12 protein-coding genes are annotated in these 21,562 nt (G+C 38.9%); 7 read left to right on the top strand and 5 right to left on the bottom strand.

Annotation, left to right across the window (positions count from 1 at the left end; translation table 11 throughout):
- Nucleotides 1-46: 46 nt before the first annotated feature.
- The gene (gene rbfA / locus QM524_RS06525) at nt 47-427 is read right to left on the bottom strand and encodes a 30S ribosome-binding factor RbfA (protein ID WP_095166541.1); all 381 of its coding nucleotides are present in this window, start codon (nt 425-427) and stop codon (nt 47-49) included.
- A gap of 175 nt (nt 428-602) precedes the next feature.
- Here rbfA and QM524_RS06530 point away from each other — a divergent pair, with 175 nt between their 5' ends.
- A complete protein-coding gene (locus QM524_RS06530) occupies nt 603-2,000 on the top strand; it encodes a hypothetical protein (RefSeq protein ID WP_283343948.1) in 1,398 nt (465 codons plus the stop codon).
- Between the two features lie 255 nt (nt 2,001-2,255).
- On the opposite strand, the gene QM524_RS06535 is transcribed toward QM524_RS06530, so the two are convergent.
- Both QM524_RS06535 and QM524_RS06540 read right to left on the bottom strand, forming a co-directional pair.
- Entirely contained in the window at nt 2,256-3,944 is a 1,689-nt protein-coding gene (locus QM524_RS06535; RefSeq protein ID WP_283343949.1) for a DNA polymerase/3'-5' exonuclease PolX, read from the bottom strand.
- A 136-nt stretch (nt 3,945-4,080) separates the two neighbouring features.
- Complete coding sequence (locus QM524_RS06540; RefSeq protein ID WP_095166543.1) at nt 4,081-4,584, bottom strand: DUF4494 domain-containing protein; 504 nt, start codon at nt 4,582-4,584, stop codon at nt 4,081-4,083.
- A gap of 216 nt (nt 4,585-4,800) precedes the next feature.
- On the opposite strand from QM524_RS06540, the gene QM524_RS06545 reads away from it, so the two are divergent.
- Complete coding sequence (locus tag QM524_RS06545; RefSeq protein ID WP_283343950.1) at nt 4,801-6,027, top strand: serine hydrolase domain-containing protein; 1,227 nt, start codon at nt 4,801-4,803, stop codon at nt 6,025-6,027.
- Nucleotides 6,028-6,242: 215 nt separating this feature from the next.
- On the top strand, nt 6,243-7,673 hold the full coding sequence (locus QM524_RS06550) for a circularly permuted type 2 ATP-grasp protein (protein ID WP_095166547.1): 1,431 nt from the start codon (nt 6,243-6,245) through the stop codon (nt 7,671-7,673).
- 498 nt (nt 7,674-8,171) lie between these two features.
- Here the strand turns inward: QM524_RS06550 and QM524_RS06555 are convergent, their stop codons facing one another.
- Nucleotides 8,172-11,486 (bottom strand): VCBS repeat-containing protein, encoded by a 3,315-nt coding sequence (locus QM524_RS06555; RefSeq protein WP_310586443.1) that lies wholly within the window; start codon nt 11,484-11,486, stop codon nt 8,172-8,174.
- Between the two features lie 784 nt (nt 11,487-12,270).
- Between QM524_RS06555 and QM524_RS06560 the strand changes: the two genes are divergently transcribed.
- The 4 genes from QM524_RS06560 to QM524_RS06575 all read left to right on the top strand — a co-directional run bounded on the left by QM524_RS06560 (nt 12,271) and on the right by QM524_RS06575 (nt 20,988).
- Complete coding sequence (locus QM524_RS06560; protein WP_283343951.1) at nt 12,271-15,468, top strand: SusC/RagA family TonB-linked outer membrane protein; 3,198 nt, start codon at nt 12,271-12,273, stop codon at nt 15,466-15,468.
- Nucleotides 15,469-15,482: 14 nt separating this feature from the next.
- The gene (locus tag QM524_RS06565; protein WP_283343952.1) at nt 15,483-17,366 is read left to right on the top strand and encodes a RagB/SusD family nutrient uptake outer membrane protein; all 1,884 of its coding nucleotides are present in this window, start codon (nt 15,483-15,485) and stop codon (nt 17,364-17,366) included.
- 230 nt (nt 17,367-17,596) lie between these two features.
- The gene (locus QM524_RS06570; protein ID WP_283343953.1) at nt 17,597-18,970 is read left to right on the top strand and encodes a vanadium-dependent haloperoxidase; all 1,374 of its coding nucleotides are present in this window, start codon (nt 17,597-17,599) and stop codon (nt 18,968-18,970) included.
- 323 nt (nt 18,971-19,293) lie between these two features.
- Nucleotides 19,294-20,988, top strand: a complete 1,695-nt coding sequence (locus QM524_RS06575) for a CRTAC1 family protein (RefSeq protein WP_283343954.1) — start codon at nt 19,294-19,296, stop codon at nt 20,986-20,988.
- A 60-nt stretch (nt 20,989-21,048) separates the two neighbouring features.
- Here the strand turns inward: QM524_RS06575 and QM524_RS06580 are convergent, their stop codons facing one another.
- Complete coding sequence (locus QM524_RS06580) at nt 21,049-21,423, bottom strand: diacylglycerol kinase family protein (RefSeq protein WP_283343955.1); 375 nt, start codon at nt 21,421-21,423, stop codon at nt 21,049-21,051.
- Nucleotides 21,424-21,562 lie beyond the last annotated feature (139 nt).

Genomic DNA, 21,562 nt, shown 5'->3' on the forward strand with positions numbered 1-21,562 from the left:
ACGTTTCAAACCTAAATTCTTCACTTCCTATTGGTGCAATCCAATATTAATCCTCAATTTCTTCTCCTTCTTTCAAAGGTGGAATGTCTAAGCTTGAAATTAAACGATCCATTTTAGCAGCATATTCGGCTGTATCGTCCAAATAAAACTCCAAATCAGGAATAATACGAGCTTGGTGACGGATACGCTGTCCCAAAACGCCTCTGATTTGTTTAGTTTTTTCGCGAATCTCCTGCATTAAACCTTGTTTATCGTTGGCAAGCATGAAGCTCAAGTAGATACGAGCAATAGACAAATCTGGTGTTACTTTTACATCAGTGATTGTGATGAAAGCATTACCAAAAGCACTACGCATATCTTTTTGAAAAATCTCACTCAAATCTTTTTGAATTTGACGAGAAAATTTTTGTTGTCTTTTCGAATCCATTTCCGCTAGTCTTTACAAATTGGCATATATTGCCATCTATGAATAAATAAACCAATAGCACTGGTTATCATAGCGATTTTCTAAGTGTGCTATTGTAATATTAATGCAAATTTCGGGAATTTAATTTGATTAACCGTAATTTCGTGAAAAATACCTTTTAATTAAAGTAACAGTTATGTTAAGTTTTTTCAGGGTAAATGCCCTCTATCAAATATTTAGTTTGTTGATTTTACTAATCGTATCACGTATTCATATATTCTTGAACGGTTCGCCTGAACTGATCCCTGAATTGCAATGGATGTTAGTCGGTGAGCAAATCAATAAAGGTTTTGTGATGTACTCAGATATTTGGGATAACACTGCTCCGTTTTCTGCTATGGTTTATGCTGGAATTGATAGTATTGTTGGTCGTTCTCAATTTGCCTATCAATTTTTAGCCTTTTTTGTGGCTGCTTTTCAGGTAATTTATTTCAATGTTGTAATCAACAATAGGGATATTTTTCCTAAAAGAACCTATTTGCCTGGCTTAATGTATGTCATCTTTTTGAATATCTCGATTGACTGCACCACGCTATCTCCTGTGTTGATGGGAACAAGCTTTTTGCTACTGGCTTTCGGAACAATCGTTAAGCAGGTAAATCGACTGGAGGCTACCGATGAAGTGTTTGAAATAGGCTTTTTGATTGGTGTTGCCACGCTGTTTTATCCTCCAGCTTGTGTGTTTATTTTATGGGCAATAGCCTCATTGTTGTTTTTTAGTGGTGCTGCGCTTCGTCAGCATTCATTGGCGATGTTTGGTTTCTTGTTTCCGCTATTTTTGACAGGACTTTTCTTTTATTTGGATGGGACTTACGATGACTTTTTCCAAATATTTATCTCATCGGTATTCCAAATTCGCCAGTATAACCTCAACGACTTTCGCACTCTTTTAGCCACATTGCTATTGCCGTTTATCTTTGCGGTTCTGGGCTTTTTGAGATTAGTAAATGCCACGGGTTTTGTCAATTTTCAGTTACGTTGTCAACAAGTGATGATGCTTTGGGGGCTAACAGGTTTTCTGTCGATTGGTCTAATGCCGTTTTTGGCGCCTATGCAATTCATTATTTTTGTACCAGCATTGGCATTTTTTGCTACCAACTTTTTTAGTAGTTTCAAAAAAACATGGATGGCCGAAATGCTTTTTTTAGGAAGTCTTTCTGTTATGATTTTCTTCTATTTCCAAGGTGCAAATGATAGCGATGAGTCTTTTGCAAAGCTGAATAATTTGAAAATCAAGCGTAATAGCGCTTTTCCTTTTAAGAGTAAAAAAGTGTTGGTTTTGGGAAATGGTATGGAGGAATATTTGGACAACTACGCTGCTACGCCTTACCTCAACTGGAACTTGGCAAAATATGAATTAGAAAATTTAGATAATTACGAAAACGTGATAAGTATCTTGAGAAACTTTGAAAAAGATACGCCAGAAGTCATTATTGACAAAGCGAATTTAGTTCCTAAACTTTTTAAACGAATCCCTGCATTAGCCCGTCGCTATCATGCAGATGGCAAAGGTGTTTATTTATTGAATTCTTAGACGTAAAATTTAGTGGGTTGTGATTGAGTGAATGAGTGATTATTTCTAATGGTAGAGACGCAATGCTTTTAACCTGATAAGGTATTACTCGAAATATAGTATCAAAAAAAGCGTTCGGAAAATAATTTCTGAACGCTTTTTTTGATACTACCATGCTAGATAAGACTCGGCTTAGGACGCAATCATTGCGTCTCTACTGCTAGAATACAGATTTTTAAGGTAATTACTCAATCTCAATTCACTAAATTTAAGAGACTATTTCTTTTTTCTACCGTTCAAATACTCTTCTATTTCAGATAGGCTCAGAGCATTAAAAGTCATATCGGCTGTTAGGCCACCTTTACGGGCGTTGGCAACACCAAAGTGCATATCAAAATAACCTTCTTTTTCGTGAGCATCTGGGTTGATAGACAACTTGACGTTTTTCTCCAAAGCATATTGAATATATCTCCAATCCAAATCCAAACGATAGGGGCTTGCATTGATTTCAATCACAACACCATAAGCAGCACAAGCGTCAATTAGTTTGTAATGGTCCACAGGATAGCCTGCTCGTGATAATAACAATCGTCCTGTAGGATGACCCAAAATCGTTGTATAAGGATTTTCTATGGCTTTAATCAAACGATACATGGCTTTTTCTTCAGTCATTTTCAGGTTTTGATGTACCGAAGCCACGATATAATCAAAGCTCTTTAAAACTTCCTCATCATAATCCAAAGAACCATCTCCCAGAATATCGGATTCGATCCCTTTCAGAATCTTAAAAGGTTTGTCGCCTAGCGCATATTGTGCATTAAGCTGGTCGATTTCGGCATGCTGTTCTGCTACACGGACTTCGTTGAGTCCTCGTGCGTACGACGCTGTTTTGGAGTGGTCGGCAATCCCAAGATATTCAAAGCCCAATTCACGACAATAATTGGCCATTTCAGCCAGAGTATTTTTACCATCTGAATAGGTAGAGTGATTGTGTAAAATACCTTTGAGCGAGTCCCAAGTTACGAGTTGGTCGTTATTGTGTTTTTGGATCCAATCAAATTCAAATGCACCTTCACGCATTTCAGGAATGATATATGGAATGCCTATTTTGGCATAAATAGCCTCCTCGGATTCAAAAGTTTGGCTTTGAACGGTTTGATAAATATGATGTTTTGCTAAATGTTTGGGTGAAGCACTGAATATAAAGCACTGATTAACAAATTGTTTCTCAGGACAAATAATCACTTCGATAGGAATTAGTTTGCCTTCTATATTGCCACGCCAAGTAAATGGCGATGAATCTTTTTCGTTTTGTTGTAGGGTAGGAGTAGCGTTAAGCAATTGTTGTACCTCCCAAGGTTGATCGTGCCCCACTACCAATTGAATAGACTCAACCACTTCATTCTTACGACGAATATCCCCTACAATTTGAACATGTTCAAAGACTGGCTCAAGAATATCAAGGATAAAATCGGCGATTTCTTGTCCTTTTTCCATTCTTAACTTACCAGAATTGGATTGGTTGTAAAGAATAGATTGCTTGATACTTTCTTGAATTTTGTCCCCAAAACCTTTGAGTTTGGCTACTTCACCATTCTCACAAGCTAGCAATAATTCACGAGTATCGGTAATTCCCAACTCTTGCCAAATCATGCGCACTTTTTTAGGGCCAATTCCTTTGATTTTGAACATCTCCAAAATCCCCTCTGGAGTTTTATTTAATAGTTCGTTCAATTCAGCAAGTTGTCCTGTGGTACGAATTTCCTCGATTTTCGAAGCAGTACTTTTTCCAACCCCTTGAATCGCCGCTAATTGTGCGACAGGAGTCGTGATAAAGTCTTCGGTTGCTTTGTCTAATGCTCGAACAGCAAAGCTGAGATTTTTTATTTTAAATTCATTCTCGTCATGCAGTTCCAATAATTTGACCGTTAATTCGAGAATATCCAGAATATCTTGATTGTTCATATCGTAAAATTTAAAAGCGCAAGGAATACTCAATCACACATGGTGCTTGTAAGCGTTTTACTTCTTTTCAAAAATAACAAAAAGGGTACAAAACAGCGATTGTGTATGTACCCTTTTCTAAAAATCTCCTACCTTATTATGCTTGAGAATTAGCTTCTTGTTCTGCCAATACCTCTGCTACGGGACGAAAATTGCCTTTTTTGAGCATTTCGTTTTCTGGCTCGTAAGGGCATACTTCCAAGATGGTTGTAATGTTAATATCGGTAATCTGGTAATCGTTGAGGTTGCCCAAATTCTTTTTTAGTAAAGTATATACCTCGCCTGGGTCATTGGCATTGATTAGCATCATATGAGCCGTTTTCTTTTCCTTTTGAGATTTTTCATCAAAAGAGATATACTGCACTTTTGCTTTAAACCACGTTTCGGCATTGTTGTCTTCAAAAAACACCTCACTCAATTTCATTTTGGTAAGATTTGTAATTTGAAATTCGGGTGTATTGCTGGCCACAATCTCAAAAACTCTAGCCTCTGCGTCGGTGTAAGATACTGCATCAATCAAATACGCTTCGTTGATGGTTTTTAATGAGCCTGCCTCGTCCTCTCTCTGGTAACGAATTTTGGCCAAATACCAAGTTGCCATAATTAATCTGTTTTATTTTATGCCTGCAAAACTATCAAGACTTTCTTAATATTCCGCAAAGCACGACCCAAACATTTTCGGTTCCATTATCCTTCTTGACTGAAGTAGTGAATTTTTTCTGTTGCATCGAACAATTGTCGATTGATGTAACGTAAATTTGACTATTGAGTTGCTACTTTTTTGAAATAACTCCTTTTCATCCCAACTAAAAACCTTATGAAAAAAATAGTACTTGTACTTACCTGCTTGTGTGAATCATTATTAGGTTTTTCACAAAAGAAATCTGTTGCAGTTACTCCAACGGTTTATTATCCTGAGGCAAAAGAGTGGCAAATAAAATCTCCAGAAAGTGTAGGTTTAAAATCAGACAAAATTCAAGCGGCAATAGAGTTTGCTAAGTCTCACGAAATTAAGAATCCTCGTAGCATGGAGGTTAATCATTACCAAACCTTCGGTAAAGAACCCTATGGCATCGGAATAGGTCCTTTTGCAGATAGGGGCGAACCAACAGGAGTGATTATACATAAAGGATATGTCGTGGCGACTTGGGGTGAACCATTGCGTTGTGACATGACCCACTCAGTGACCAAAAGTTTTTTGTCGACCGTCGTTGGCTTGGCTGTTGACAACGGGCTTATTAGTTCTGTCAATGATACAGTATATAAATATGTGCCACCGATTGAGGTTTATGGAAGTCCAGTTGCTCGACCAGCGGAGGATTATGGCAAACCCGAATTGCTAAAGCCATTTGACACCCCACACAATCGTAAAATCACTTGGGATCATTTATTGCGTCAAACTAGTGATTGGGAAGGAACACTTTGGGGCAAGCCCGAATGGGCTGACAGACCAAGTGCTAATCCTGCCGAATGGACGACCCGACCACGCAATGCACCGGGAGCTGTGTATGAATATAACGATGTAAGAGTAAATGCCTTGGCTCTTGCGGCTACAGGCGTTTGGCGTAAACCTTTACCCCAAGTACTCAAAACCATGATTATGGATCCAATTGGTGCTTCGAATACTTGGCGCTGGACGGGTTATCGCAATTCTTGGATTGTACTAGACGGACAGCCCGTGCAATCAGTGAGTGGAGGTGGACATTGGGGCGGAGGTATGTTTATCAATGCTTATGATATGGCTAGATTTGGTCTATTATGCTTGAGAAAAGGTCGTTGGAAAGACCAACAACTTATTTCAGAAAATTGGATTAAACAAGCCTTAACGCCAACCTCAGCCGAACCAACGTATGGTTATATGAACTGGTTTTTAAATACAAATCAGAAATTGCTACCGAGTGCTTCGCCAAACGTGTATTATCATTTGGGCAATGGCACCAACATGGTTTATGTCGACCCAGACCATGACTTGGTAATGGTAGTACGATGGATTGATAATAAATCATTAGATGGAATGGTAAAGGCTGTATTAGAGGCTTTTTGAGATTGAAAAAAGATTCAGTTCAAAATACTCAAAAAAATATAGTAAGTAAAAATACTTATTTTTAAAAGGGATTCTTTTTTATTTATAATCTCCCATTTAAAAAGTACTATAAATTTGTTGTTTTCAAAATATTGTTTGGTAAATCAATTTTGAAACAAAATATAATTTTAATAAATTAGGTTTTACGTTCTGAACAAAACACTAAAAGATAGCCTATGAACTTTAGCTTCAACAATTACAATACAGAAGGATTTTACGATGAAATGTTCGATGCAGAAGGAAATGTACGAATAGGATATGAAGCCTTCAAAGAGCGTGCCGAGCAATTGGGCGTAGAGGAATTTCTTCGTCGTCATCAAGCGGCTGAGCGTTCGTTGATGGCCTTGGGCATTACTTTTAACGTGTATTCTGAAAACGAAGGTACTGAGCGTATCATGCCCGTGGATATTATTCCAAGGGTAGTAGCTGCCGACGACTGGGCCAAAACCGAAAAAGGTTTAGTACAGCGTATTACAGCATTGAACATGTTTTTGGACGATATTTATAACGACCAAAAAATCTTGAATGATGGCGTGGTTCCACGTGAGTTAATCGAGTCTTCGAAAAACTTTTTGAAGCCATGTATTGGCTTAAAACCTCCCAAGGGTATTTGGATTCATATCACGGGTACCGATTTGATTCGTGGCGATGATGGTGAGTTTATGGTTTTGGAAGATAACTTGCGTTGTCCTTCGGGAGTAAGTTATATGCTTGAAAACCGTGAGCTATTGAAGCGTACTTTCCCTGAAGTACTTGGTAAAACACGAGTGCAGCCAATTTCGGATTATCCAACACGTTTGTTGCAAATGTTACAATACATCAGCGACCGTCCCAATCCAACGATTGTTGTACTTACGCCAGGGATTTATAACTCTGCGTATTTTGAGCACTCATATTTGGCACAACAAATGGGTGTGGAGCTAGTAGATACCCGTGACTTAGTGGTGCATGATGGTTATGTAAAAATGCGTACAACCAAAGGTTTCCAAATTGTTGATGTGATTTACCGTCGTATCGATGATACCTTCTTAGATCCACAAACCTTTAACCCTCATTCTTTGATTGGTATCCCAGGTTTGATGGACGTGTACAAAGCTGGTCGTGTAGCGCTTGCCAATGCCCCAGGAACAGGTGTAGCCGACGATAAGGTAATTTATGCTTATGTACCTCGTATCATTAAATACTACTTAGGCGAAGAGCCAATTATTCCAAATGTAGAGACCTATATTTGTGGCGAGGATGATGACTGTAAATATGTATTGGAAAATATTGAAAAATTGGTAGTCAAAGAAGCAAATGAAGCTGGTGGCTATGGTATGTTGATTGGTCCGAAATCTACGAAGGAAGAACAAGAATTGTTTAAAAAACGTATCAAGGAAAACCCAAGAAACTATATCGCTCAACCAACTATCTCATTGTCGCGCGTACCTTGCTTGATAGATGATCATGCAGAAGGTCGTCACGTGGATTTACGCCCTTATATCCTTTACGGAAATGGTGTACAAGTAATCCCGGGAGGATTGACGCGTGTAGCATTGCGCAAAGGCTCCTTGGTGGTTAACTCCTCACAAGGCGGAGGCTCCAAAGATACATGGGTGTTGTATTAAGTATGAATGCTGAGTTTTGCATGTAAAGCATTGCGAAATTCACAGCTCATTATTTAGCTTGAATACTTAAGTTAGTGGGCAAAATAGAATTTGATTTTTGAGCCTTAGGCTTTCAGGTATCGGCTTTCGGCGTTGGAAAAAAGCATGTCTTTGGTTATTAAAAACATGTTAAAACTCTTTGCCTTGTGCCTGTTGCCAATTGCCTAAACACATAATTCAAATCTAATTCTACACCCTTACTTAAGTAAAGGACTAAGAAATTAGCTTTGAATTTACTTTTTCTCAAAAATGAGTCATCCCGAATTCTAAGGTTGAGTTTGTTCTCTAAGTTTTCATCAAAAAAGTGGTCGGAAAACATTTTCCGACCGCTTTTTTGATGTTACCCCGTGGATTATTCCTCTGCTTGAGACGCAATGCATTGCGTCTCTGCAACTAGAATATAAATTTTAAATTAATCACTCATTCAATCACTAAATTAGGGATGACTTATGTTTTTTCTTATTGAATCTTATATGCCTTTGGTGCTTGCTGATTGATACCCAAAACTATCGTTTGATTTAGTTGTAGCACCGACCGAACGTCGCCTTTGACTTTCAGACCTGACTTGTTTTGTGGAATGCTTACAAAGTTCCCTTTTCCATCGCCTTGTAGGAGTAAACCATAATTGGCATCAGATTTTCCAAATTTGAGTCGAGTGATATTTTGATTACCTGCAAGCAATAAATCTTTTTTACCGTCTTTGTTGTAGTCTAATACCAACAGGTTGTACACTGGTGCAAATTGTGCTTCTATCGGTAACGCTTTTTCTTCAAATTTACCTTGTGCATTCAAGGTAAAATATCCTGTCTTGAGATAATTGGCTGTTAACTTTTCGGCGCCTTCTAGTTCTTTGTCGTCAAAAATATCTTTTAACGTGGCATCTCCATAACTGTCGTAGCTCGTGAATTTTTTACGCTTAATGGTAAGTTGTTCAAGCAATTCGTCGCGGGTAAGATAAGGATATGACTTCCCTTGAACGTAAGTACACAAAATTGGGTCGACGGTCCCATTTTGGTCAAAATCTTTGAAATACAGTTCGGCAGGTTCTTTAAAACTAACCTTACACTGACTATTCAAACCTTGATTTCCCACTAAGATTTCTGGCTTACCATCACCGTTGAAGTCCTCAACGACGATTTTATTCCACCAACCTTGATAATTTTTATCAAAGTATTTGTCAGTCTCATTTACACTTTTACTACCTTGAATGGTAAATACAGAAATGGGCATCCATTCGCCTACAACAAGCAATTCTTGCTTTTTATCTTGATTCAAATCCACAAACGCGGCGTCTGTCACCATACCAATTTTTTGTAATTCTGCTGGGGTTTGATCTTTGAAAGTGCCATTACCTTGGTTGATAAGGATATAACTTCGTGGTGTTTCTGGGTATCTGCCAGGAATTACTCTTCCACCTACAAATAAATCAGGTTTTCCGTCTTGATTGACATCGCCCACTCGTACACAACCCGTACTGATTGGCATATTGGGTAGGGCAGAGGTACTTAAGGTAAATCCGCCTTTTCCATTGTTGATATATAGCTGATCTTGAAGCAATGGATCATTTTCGGTAAAATTGCGATATCCGCCATACGCCACATATAGATCAACTTTTCCATCGCCATTGGCATCGAAGAAAGTAGCATCGCTGATATCTGCATTGGTTTTGGTAGCAATGCTTTGCTTGCTGAACCCATTGGCTTTATTTTGGATAAATAGCTCACTGGTTTTTCCAAAATACCCACCTACAAATACGTCTTCCAGTCCATCTTGATTCACATCGGCTTTAATCATGACTGGTCCAACAAATGACATCGCTTGTGTGAGTAGCGACTGACGCTTGAAATCATTTTGAACGATAGTTGCTGCTGCGCTTTGGATAGGGGAACTAGTTTCGACAAAATAAGTATTAACCTCCGATTGTTTTGGGCTAATATCTATCGCATTTTTTTCTTCCAAAACTAAGGCTTGGTCTGCTTTCACATTTTTCAATACTTGTACTTTACCACTTGCCCAAGTAACTTTCAGTGAGTCAATTGTTTGTGATTTTCCTAATCCAAAGTGCAACTCAAAACTCACATTGGATTGAAAGCCGCGGGTAGGCATTTGCTCTTGGTGTTGCGAATTGCCTGAAGCGTATATCCTGACCGTTGTGCCGATTCCCATCGTGTTCGGTGCATTTCCTTTAAACTGGATGTTGAGGTAGTGATTCTCAGACTTTTGCTTGCTTTCATTCAGGTATATGAAGGCAGGAAGATTGATGTTATTGACCACTAAATCCAAATCGCCATCTTTATCGAGGTCGCTGTAGGCTGCGCCACTGCTATTCGAAGGACGACTCAAGCCCCATTTGTCTGATAAATTGGTAAATTGGAGATTACCTTTGTTGCGAAACATATAATTGCTAACATTGGAAGAAGGCATTTTTTTGACTAATTCTAATACATCTTCACGCTGAAAACCGCCTTGTTTTTGTTTAATGAAATCATCCATATATTTCAAAAAGTCCAAATTGGTATAGTCGTGCAAATAGCCATTGGTTACATACAAGTCTTTCCAGCCATCGTTGTCATAATCTGCAAAAAGCGCCGACCAACTCCAGTCGGTATTCGAAATTCCTGATACTTGTCCTATTTCACTAAAAGAGCCATTTCCGTTGTTGAGGTGTAACATATTGCGCATATACTGATGATGAAAACCCGATTGTACGCTCAAATCAAACTTGTAATAGTTGTCGGGAGCCATCAGTAATTTTTGACGACGATTGTCTTCTGGCAACATGTCTAAGGTAAAAATATCTGGCAATAAGTCATTGTTGATATCAGCTACATCGTTGCCCATCGAAAAATTAGAAGTATGTCCCAATTGCTCAAGACTTACCTCTGCAAATCCTCCTTTTTGATTATTGAGATACAATCTATCAGGCACTGCATAGTCATTGCTTACGTAAATATCTGGCCAGCCATCTTGGTTAAAGTCGGCAATACCTGCTCCTAGACCGTATGAAAGAGCCGAACTTTGAATGCCTGCCTGACCCGTAATATCTCTAAAAAATCCCTTTTCATTGGTATAGAATCTTGACCCACTCACTGAGTCATCAACCTTGAGTAACTCGGCAGTATCGGACAAGTTGAGTACTGGAAGCGATTTGATATTATGATTTAGGAGAAAAAGATCAAGGTCGCCATCTTTGTCGGCATCAAAGAAATAAGCATTTGTGCTCGATGCAGGACTATCTAAGCCATATCTTGCAGCCTCCTCCGAAAATGTTGGAATACCGTTAGCATCATTTCCTTGATTGATAAAAAGCTCGTTGGCTTTCTTTTCTGGACGAAGATTGCCCGAATGACATACATAAATGTCTAGCTTGCCATCGCCATTAATATCCACCATCGTAACGCCAGTCTTCCAAGGACCTTGGCGACCTGCTACACCAGCTTGGGCGGTAATATCTTGAAACTCCATTTGAGTTTTATTCAAATAGAGCTTGTTTTCATTCATATTACTTGTAAAATATAAATCATCATAGCCATCTCCATTGACATCACCCACAGCAACACCTCCACCATTATAGAAGTACTCGTACATGAGTACGTTAGTGTTGAGACCTTCGTCTATTACATTTTGGAAATCGACATGAGTTTTTTCAGCTGGCAGTAAGGTAAAAAGTCCTTCGGGAGACGAATCTTCTGAAGTGGATTGAGAGGTATCTGCACAACTCATGAGAATACTTGTACAGAAGAAAAGGAAGGTTGTATAGGAAAAAATTTTCATGCTTGTTAAATAGACGATTGTAAAGGGTCTGCTTGATTTAGATTTTGTTAATTAATAAGTTATTGAGCCACTTTGGATTGGCGAGCTACTTGTTTCTTAAGGGTTACAACTACTGAAAACTACCTAATTTTCTCGACTTTTTTAAAGAAGATATTCAGAAAAATAAGGAAAATGTCGGATTCACAAATACTTCAAAGATTGCATAATAATGAGAACAAAAAAGAGCTTGTGCTACGCATATTTTCCATTTTTCCTAAAAATGAATGCTTCCTCAAAATGTAGTGGAGTAATGGTTTATAAAAATATTTAAAATTTCACTATTTTATTGTTTTTATAAATAAAATGGAGTTTTCTTGTGATTGATTATATACTTTTTTTAACTGCATTTTTCAGATATATTCCTCTTTTATCGTACTATATTAACACTAATCAATAAGTATGCAGACTGATTGGTTGTTTTGTGATAAATTTTATTCTTTTTGTGCAAATGTTTGCACAGCCTTATTTCCTCATTTAATCAAAAAAAATAAAATAATTCTCAATTTTGTGAGTAATTGTATGGGTATAAAAAGTACAACTATTTCTTACTTTGTTAAAAGTATGAGAGTGCATAGACCCCACTTTCGTACAACAGGCGAGCTTGTGCATGATGGCTTGACCATATCTATCTAAAGTAATTATAACTATGAAAATTTCGGACGATTGCGTGTTCAAGATTGAGCATTGCCTCAATACCTACGTGTATTTATTCCAATCCCATTACAATTCCATAACATAAAAAATTATGATTAATTCTACTCAGTGGAAGCATCAGAGTCGGAGAATTTGTTTTCTGACTTTGGGGTTCATTTTTATGGTTTTTGCTAATACACTTGCCCAAAGTGTAAAAGGAAAAATCACTGATGACAAAGGTCAAGGTTTGCCCGGGGTCAACATTTTAGTGAAGGGCACTAGCGTCGGTACTACTTCCGATGTCAATGGTGTGTACTCCGTTAATGCTGGCAAATCTGCGATCTTAGTTATTACCTCAGTTGGGTTTATTTCCCAAGAAGTATCTGTGAATAGTCGTTCTGTTGTAGACGTTGCGCTTGCTACCGATGTTAAGTCTCTTGAGGAGGTTGTGGTAGTAGGTTACGGTACGCAGAAAAAAGTAACTGTTACAGGTGCTGTTGTTGCTGTACAAGGTGAGAAAATTTTGAAGTCACCAGCAGTGGATCTTTCGAACTCATTGGCAGGTCGTTTGCCAGGTTTGGTGGTTATCCAACAAAGTGGAGAGCCAGGAAACGATGGTGCTAATATCTCGATTCGTGGTACAAATACCCTTGGTAACAGTAGCCCACTTGTGGTAATTGATGGTATTCCTGATCGTGACGGTGGCTTGGGTCGTTTGAACCCACGTGACATCGAATCGATTTCGGTTTTGAAAGATGCTTCGGCGGCGATTTATGGTGCTCGTGCAGCAAACGGTGCTATCTTGGTAACAACCAAAAGAGGTAAAACTGGTAAGCCAACGATTACTTATGATATGAACCTTGGATGGGCTCAGCCAACAAGAGTTCCTCAAATGTCTAGTGCGGCGGAGTATGCTAAAATCATGAATGAGCTTCCGATTTATAAAAACATTCCAGCAGGAGAGTGGGGAGCTGCGTGGCAAAGCATTCAAAACACTGGTACGTACAAGTCTCCAACTGCAGGAGTAGGTACAATCAATGCCAACTATAGCCCAGACGCTGTGAAGAAATTTGCTGATGGTTCAGACCCTTGGCGTTATCCAAATACTGACTGGTTTGGTGATGCCTTCAAAACTTGGACTCCACAAAGCCGTCATAACTTACAATTGTCGGGTGGTTCTGAAAATATGCGTTATATGGCTTCTTTGGGCTATGTTTCACAAGATGCCTATTACAAAAACTCAGCTACTAACTACCACCAATACAATTTCAGAACAAACCTTGATGCCAAAATCAACAAGTACATTAGTGCAAACTTGGGTATCATGGTGCGTCGTGAACAACGTAGATATCCAACTGAAAGTGCGGGTTCTATTTTCCGTATGTTGATGCGTGGTCGTCCGACTGAGCCAGAAGTTTGGCCAAATGGTTTACCAGGTCCAGATATTGAAAATGGTCAAAACCCTTATGTGATTACTACGAATGCTACAGGTTATGTGGACAATCCAACTGACTACGTGCAATCTAACGGTTCGGTAGTTTTGACTAACCCTTGGGTGGATGGTTTGAAGGTTACATTATCGGGTGCGATTGACAAAAACAGCCAAACTAGTAAGACTTGGCAAACACCATGGATGTTGTACTATTGGGACAAACAAACCTATCAATCAGATGGCGTAACGCCATTGTTGGTAGGTGCGATTCGTTCAAACTTTACAGATCCTCGTTTGAACCAATCATATAGCAACGTTTTGAATACCAACTTGACTGCCATGATTAACTATGACAAGAAATTTGGTGCAGATCATAACTTGAGCTTCTTGGCTGGTGTAACTCGTGAGACTTTCGATGGAGATAATTTCTTTGCTTACAGACGTAACTATATTTCTTCGGCTGTTGACCAGTTGTTTGCAGGTGGTTCTTTGCAACAGAATACAGGAGGTAGTGCTTACAACCGTGCTCGTTTGGGTTATTATGGCCGTGTGCAATACAACTACAAGGAGAGATATTTATTAGAATACATTTGGCGTTATGATGGTTCTTATATATTCCCAGGTGCTCATCGTTTTGGTTTCTTCCCAGGGGTGTTAGTAGGTTGGAATATCTCTAACGAAGATTTCTTCAAAGTAAAAGGTGTTGACAATTTGAAACTTCGTGCTTCTTATGGTCAAATGGGTAACGACCAAGTATTCTTCAATAACCAATTGCAAGAATATGCTTACTTGTCGACATTTGGTTTTGGACAATATCCTATCAACAACCAAGTGGTAACTACTTTGAACGAGACAGTTTTAGCAAACCCTAACTTTACTTGGGAACGTGCTAATAACTATAACATTGGTCTCGATGGGTCATTCTTAAATAACAAGATTAACCTAACATTTGAATACTTCTACAATAGAAGAGATCAAATCTTGATTCAAAAAACAGGTTCTACGCCAGCATCTTCAGGTATCAACTCTTTGTTACCTCCAGTAAACGCAGGTATTGTTGAAAACCGTGGTTTTGAATTCAACGTAGGCTATAATGGCAAAGCGTCAAAAGATTTAACTTTTAGAGCGGCTGTTAATGGTGGTTATGCTAAAAACAAAGTAGTATTTATGGACGAAGTACCTGGCGCGCCTAGCTACCAGTTACAAGAAGGTAAGCCAATAAACGGCTACTTGGTATATGAATATGATGGTGTATTCAAAAACACTGCAGAAATTGATGCAAACAAACTTGATTATTCTGCTGTAACATCAAAATTGATTCCTGGTGACATGAAATTTAAAGATGTAAATGGCGACGGTAAAATCAACGGTGATGACCAAGTAAGATTAGACCAAAACTCTACTCCGACTTTCAACTTCGGTGCTACATTCGATGTACGTTACAAAGGCTTTGATGTGAGTGTATTGTTCCAAGGTGCAATGGGTGCGGCTATTCGTATTCAAACTGAATCGGGTGATATTGGTAACTATTTGAAGTACTCTTATGATCACAGATGGTCAGTAGACAACCCAAGTAGTGTAGACCCACGTTTGGCAAGTAGAGGAGATACCTACTTTACTGGCGGTAACTACGGTAACAATACCTATTACCTATTTAGTAAAAACTATGTTCGTTTGAAGAACATCGAATTAGGCTATAATTTTCCAAGTAATATTACTGAGAAGTTAAAATTAGGAAGTTTGAGAGTTTATGTCAATGCCTTGAATTTGTTGACAATTGACAAAAACAAAATCTTTGACCCAGAGGCGACTGCTCAAGGTGGTGTGTACTACCCACAATCACGTGTGATAAATGCAGGTTTGAGTCTAACCTTCTAAAAACGTAATTTAACATGAAGAAATTTAGTATAAAAGTAGGCTTATTCGCTGCTCTGATGGGGCTTACTTTATCTTGTGATCAAGAATTTTTGAATACCAAACCCTTAGATAAAATATCGAGTGCTGCAACATGGGCTGATGGACCACTTTCGGAGGCTTTTGTTTTTAATGTGTACTCTTTCTTAGGATATGGTGGTTTCGAAGAGCAAGCTTTGGCGGCTTACACCGATGAAGCGATGTTTACGCACGCTGGTCGTAACATCAACACCTTTACTGAAGGTACTGAAAGTCCAAACAACATTGCTTGGGTGAGTGATACCTACGGTTGGGATAAAATGTATCTTGCGATTCGTGAGGCAAACGTAGCATTAGAAAATTTACCAACAGCTACTTTTACCAACGCTACACTAAAAGATCGCTTAATTGGTGAGTCATATTTCTTGCGTGCTTATTACTATCAACAATTACTCCGTTTTTATGGTGGTGTACCTTTGATTAGTAAATCTTACGGTTTGAACGAAGATTATACGGTAGCAAGAAGCTCGTATGATGAGTGTGTGAAGTTTATCGTGAGTGATTTGGACAACGCTATCAAACTTTTGGATGGCAAACCGTCTACCCCAGGTCGTGCTACTAAGTTGTCAGCGATGGCATTAAAAGCTCGTGTATTGTTGTATGCAGCGAGTGATTTGCATGATGGTCCTACGGCAAAGGCAAAATCGCCAGTGTTAGCTTCATATCAAAATATTGATTTGTTAGCATACCCTTCTGGCGACCGTGCTGCACGTTGGCAAGCGGCAAAAGCTGCTGCAAAGGCAGTATTAGATGCTACTACGGGTTACAAATTGAATTTGACAGCGCCAGTATCTGCTGAAGAAGGTAAAAATAACTATAATGCCATCGCAATGGGTGGTCAGAGTGCTGTGGCTGATCCAGCTGCTGCCTCTGAGTTATTATTCCAACGTACACATACAGCCTTGTATACTCAAGAAGACAACTGGCCATTGGGAGGTATTCACTATGGTATCAACAACGGACCAAACGGTTATCACAACTGGGCAGGTAATACGCCAATCCAGCAATTAGTTGATGACTATGAAATGATGGATGGTACCAAATTTGACTGGAATAATGCTACACATAAGGCAGCTCCTTACGAAAATCGTGACCCACGTTTCTATGCTTCGGTATTGTATGATGGAGCACCTTGGAAGCCTCGCCCTGCCGATGTTAGTGCATTAGATCCTGCTAACCAGATTCAGACAGGTTATTATGATGACGGAAAAGGAGGATTGTTAAATGGTATTGATACACGTGAGTCTGCTGTAGAAAACTGGAATGGTAGCCGTACGCACTATTACACTCGCAAGTTTATCGATCCAAACCCAGCATTGGCTGATAATCAATCTTCTGCACAGGTGATTCCATGGCCGTTTATTCGTTACACAGAAATGGCATTGAGTTATGCTGAAGCAAGTATCGAAACTGGCGATGAAGCGGAAGCTTTAAAGTGGATCAATAAAATTCGTTTCCGCTCAGGTATGCCTGCTGTAAATGACAAAGGTACTGCTTTGCGTGACCGTTTGAGAAATGAAAGACGTATCGAGTTGTCTTATGAAGAGCATCGTTATCATGATGCACGTCGTTGGATGATTGCAGCTTCTACCTTAGGAAGAGGGGTAAAATCTATCCACGTTGAGGCTAAACTTAAACCGGGTATGACGGCGCCTGCTACCTATAAATTCGATAAGAATCGTTATAATTATAGCTATTCAGTAGAGGATAATACCTCTAACGAAACTCGTACTTGGAACGACAAAATGTACTATCGTGCGTTGAGTCGTAACGAGGTATTACGTAATACTAAGTTGATACAAAACCCTGGATATTCGAATTAATCCTATCCCTAATCCAAATATCAATTAGGCAGTCAGAAATGACTGCCTAATTTGGTTAAATCGTTTTACATCTCTGGAGATGCTTTACCACTAATTCAATGATTTATTTCACTTTATGATTTTAACAATATAAAATATACATATATTGTGCACTAATCAGTCAATATTGGAGTTTTACTATTAAGTAGAAAGCGTTTGACTTTTCCTCTTTCAACATAAATTTATAAAACATGAAATCTTCAATGAAAAGCTTGGGTATTCTCAACGGGATAGTAGCGGTTGCTTTAGTTGGCTTTTGTATGAGTTGTCAGTTTTTTCAAAAGAAAATTACAGAGCAAGACTATGCCACTCGCTGGTCGGATATGGCTTTGTATATTACTAAAAATACCCCTGGAAACTCGCCAACCTATGCTTCCAGATGTCTCGGTTATATCGGTCTTACCATGTACGAATCTGTGGTGCATAGCGACCAAACGTATGCCTCAATGGCAGGTCAGTTGGATAGTCTACAAAGCTTGCCTATGCCTCAGCCCAATCAAAAATACGATTGGATTGTTGCGCTCAACGCCTCACAGGCATCTATCATCAAGGCGCTTTACAAACAAACTTCTGAAATCAATAAAGCTCAAATAGATTCACTCGAAAATGCTCTGTTAGAAGTACGCTCTAAGGATATTACTGACCCAGAAATTACAAAACGCTCTATTGCTTACGGTCGTGAAGTCGCAGAAAAGATATTCGAGTGGTCAAAAACAGATGGAGGAAATGAAGGTTATTTTAAAAATTTTGATAAAAAAAGAGTCTATCCTCAAAAACTAGGAGGATGGCAACCTCCACTCTATAGTCAATCTTTTAGTCGTTCGCCATTACATCCAGATTGGGGTAAAAACCGCACATTTTTAGTATCAGATCATAAAATTGCGGCACCAAAGCCCATTCCTTTTGACTCAGTGCCTCAATCAGAATACTATCAACAGTTTTTGGCGGTTTATCGCCAGCGCAATGCCTTGACCCAACAACAGAAGGAAGCTGCTGTATGGTGGGGAGATGATCCAGACGAAACTTTTACTCCTCCTGGGCACTCGTATTATATCGCAACGCTAGTGATAAAGAAAATCAATCCTCCGCTCATTAAGTGTGCCGAAACGTATGCCCGTGTAGGTATAGGAGTTGCAGATGCATTTGTGAATTGTTGGAAATGGAAATATGAGTTTTTTACTGAGCGTCCTAATACGTTTATTCCAAAGTATATCGATAAGTTCTGGGAGTCATTTTGGCCAGATCCACCATTTCCTGCTTTCCCATCAGGTCATGCTATTCAAGCGGCTGCAACTGCTACCGTTTTGGGTAATTTATATGGTAATTCTATCACTATCACTGATGACTCACACGTAGGTCGAAAACCCGATGGACTGAGAAATGTGGAGTTTAAAGCTCGTACATTTAATGCGCTTTGGGATGTTGCCAACGAAGTTGCCAACTCTCGTTTTTACGGAGGTATTCATACGCCGATGGACAACAATGCAGGCTTGCAAAAGGGAAAAGAAATTGGAGAAAATATCAATAGCCTAATATGGCAAAAAAGCCTCTATAAAAAGGAATAGTAAAAGCTGAAGTTTGCTTTTGAGTTCCTTCTAATAACCTCTAGTTACCTACAAGTATAAATAATAAAATGCCTTACATAGCTCAAGTTTGACACCTACCACTAGTAATTAACCCAATGAGCTATTGTTAAACTACTTGATATTTGAATGAGACGTTCAGTCTTATTCATAATGCTCACATTGGCCAGCCTTGGCGTTCTACTGATTTCAGGATAGATTATGGTTTGCAATGATACCATTGCAAGGTGATTCTTTTGTAGCCAATTGGATGAATTTTATGTCCTATCAAGGCTACTCTCTTTCATGTCTTTAAGCAAATTTCTATGATTAAACCTTTACTAAAATTAGGAATAGTGTTTCTTGCGAGCACTACTATTATTCAAGCGCAAAAAATGTTTACGGAAGTGTCAAAACAAGCAGGTATCAATCACCAGTTCGAAGTGTTCGAAGGGTTTTTGGGTGGTGGAGCGTGTGTGATTGACATCAATAATGATGGCTTCGACGATATTTTTATCGCTGGTGGTAAAGCCGATGACGTATTGTATCTCAATAATCGAAACGGAACTTTTACCAATATTTATACAAAATCAGGGCTTACCAAAACTCGAAATTATCTAACACAAGGAGCAGTCGCCGCCGACGTAAACCGTGATGGTTGGGTAGATTTATATATTACGACGATTACTTCAAAAGGTACCAAAAAGATTATTCCCCGAGAAATCAATTTGCTTTTTTTGAATAATAAAAACAATACTTTCAGAGATGCTACCAAAGAATATGGATTAGGCGAACTGTATTCGTTTAGTACTGGAGCCAATTTTGGTGATGTCAATGCTGATGGATATCCCGATTTATACGTTGGAAATTATTTTACCCAATACCCAGGCGATTTGAGTACCATCAATGCCTCGATGATAGTTGGTGCCAATCAAATAGGAGAGGGTAATTTGTTGATTAACCAACAGGGCAAAGGTTTTAAAGATGAATACAAAAACTACGGACTTTCGCATAAAGGTTTTGGTTTTGGAGGTGTTTTTACCGATTATGACAACGATGGCGATCAAGACTTGATTGTCAACCATGATTTTGGGTACAAAAAGACCCCAAACTTGTTGTTGGACAACCAATATCCTATGAGTTATTTCAATGACGTTGCGCCTAAATTGGGGATGGATTTGAAAATTAATTCGATGGGTACTGCCGTTGGTGATTATAATAATGATGGTTTGATGGACTATTTTTTTACCAATATTCGGTTTAATAAGCTGATGATAAATAATGGTGCAGGGAAACCATTTTCTGACAAAACCGCAGAGGCTGGTCTGAATACAATCACGATTAGTTGGGGCGCAAATTTTGCTGATTTTGATCACGATGGCGACCTAGATTTGTTTGTGGTCAATGGCGACTTGAATCCTAATTGTGTACCAATGGGCGATTTTTATTTCGAGAATAACAATGGTAAATATACCGACTTGGCTGGTCTCAAAGGTATAAATGACTACGGCATTGGTCGTGGTTCGGTTATGTTAGATTATGACAACGATGGCGACTTGGATTTACTAGTGGTTAATCAAAAGCCTGTATTACCCAATTTCCCAACAGAGTCGGTTACCCATTTGTATCGCAATGATGGCGCAAAAGGAAATTGGATAAAAATTGCCTTGAAAGGTATTCAAGCCGAAACGCATGGTTTGGGTTCTAAAGTGGAAATTGTAGTTGGTGGTAAGCATTATATTCGTGAAATAGACGGTGGGGGTTCTAGCCATTTGTCTCAAAACGCCACATTTGCCCATTTCGGACTTGGGAATGCAACACAGGTCGACGAAATTATTGTGCATTGGACGGGGGGATACAAGCAAGTACTCAAAAATCAGAAGGCCAATCAATTAGTGGTAATCACCGAGGAGGAACATGTTGATCCCTTAGTATGGACCAAATTAATCATAGGAGTAGTCGTGGTACTGGTGCTTTTGGGAGGGTATTTTATTTGGAAAAACGTACGAAAAAAGAAATAAGCATTTTATGGATAAATGAATGAGCGATAAAGAAAGGGGGCGTATATTATGCTCCCTCTTCTATATTAGGCTTTCGATAAAAGTGATGATTTTAGGTAAAAAGATAATAATATGGCAAATCATAGAAGCCATGGCCGTTATCCAAACCGAGCCAGCAGCGATATCTTTGGCTTTTTTGGCTAAAGGATGAAAGTCTGGAGATGCCAAATCCACAACCGCTTCAATCGCGGAATTAAACCCTTCTGAGGCAATTGCCAGTCCGTTGCCCAATACCACAAACAGCCACTCGGTAATGCTAATATCGAAAAACCAGCCAAACAAAAGCCCAAAGCCGAAAATTAGCAGATGTATCCGAAAGTTATTTTCTTTCAGCAACATTCCTAAGCCCTGAAAAGCATAAGTAAGACTTTTGAAAAATTTGAGAAATTGAATCATGGGATAGTTAATAGTTAAAGACCTTTAATAAGGTGTTTCCCTCGCAAAATAACTAAAAAAAGGCCAGTCCCCTGAACTGACCTACTAAATTAATGCTATTAAATCGATATGTCTAAATTGCAAATACGCAATGCACTGT

Source organism: Flectobacillus roseus (genome assembly GCF_030056595.1).
GTDB classification, from domain to species: Bacteria; Bacteroidota; Bacteroidia; order Cytophagales; family Spirosomataceae; genus Flectobacillus; species Flectobacillus roseus.

Coding starts and splice junctions, on each gene's coding strand:
- rbfA (WP_095166541.1), bottom strand. CDS start 427: ATGGATTCGAAAAGACAACAAAAATTTTCTCGTCAAATTCAAAAAGAT.
- QM524_RS06530 (WP_283343948.1), top strand. CDS start 603: ATGTTAAGTTTTTTCAGGGTAAATGCCCTCTATCAAATATTTAGTTTG.
- QM524_RS06535 (WP_283343949.1), bottom strand. CDS start 3,944: ATGAACAATCAAGATATTCTGGATATTCTCGAATTAACGGTCAAATTA.
- QM524_RS06540 (WP_095166543.1), bottom strand. CDS start 4,584: ATGGCAACTTGGTATTTGGCCAAAATTCGTTACCAGAGAGAGGACGAG.
- QM524_RS06545 (WP_283343950.1), top strand. CDS start 4,801: ATGAAAAAAATAGTACTTGTACTTACCTGCTTGTGTGAATCATTATTA.
- QM524_RS06550 (WP_095166547.1), top strand. CDS start 6,243: ATGAACTTTAGCTTCAACAATTACAATACAGAAGGATTTTACGATGAA.
- QM524_RS06555 (WP_310586443.1), bottom strand. CDS start 11,486: ATGAAAATTTTTTCCTATACAACCTTCCTTTTCTTCTGTACAAGTATT.
- QM524_RS06560 (WP_283343951.1), top strand. CDS start 12,271: ATGATTAATTCTACTCAGTGGAAGCATCAGAGTCGGAGAATTTGTTTT.
- QM524_RS06565 (WP_283343952.1), top strand. CDS start 15,483: ATGAAGAAATTTAGTATAAAAGTAGGCTTATTCGCTGCTCTGATGGGG.
- QM524_RS06570 (WP_283343953.1), top strand. CDS start 17,597: ATGAAATCTTCAATGAAAAGCTTGGGTATTCTCAACGGGATAGTAGCG.
- QM524_RS06575 (WP_283343954.1), top strand. CDS start 19,294: ATGATTAAACCTTTACTAAAATTAGGAATAGTGTTTCTTGCGAGCACT.
- QM524_RS06580 (WP_283343955.1), bottom strand. CDS start 21,423: ATGATTCAATTTCTCAAATTTTTCAAAAGTCTTACTTATGCTTTTCAG.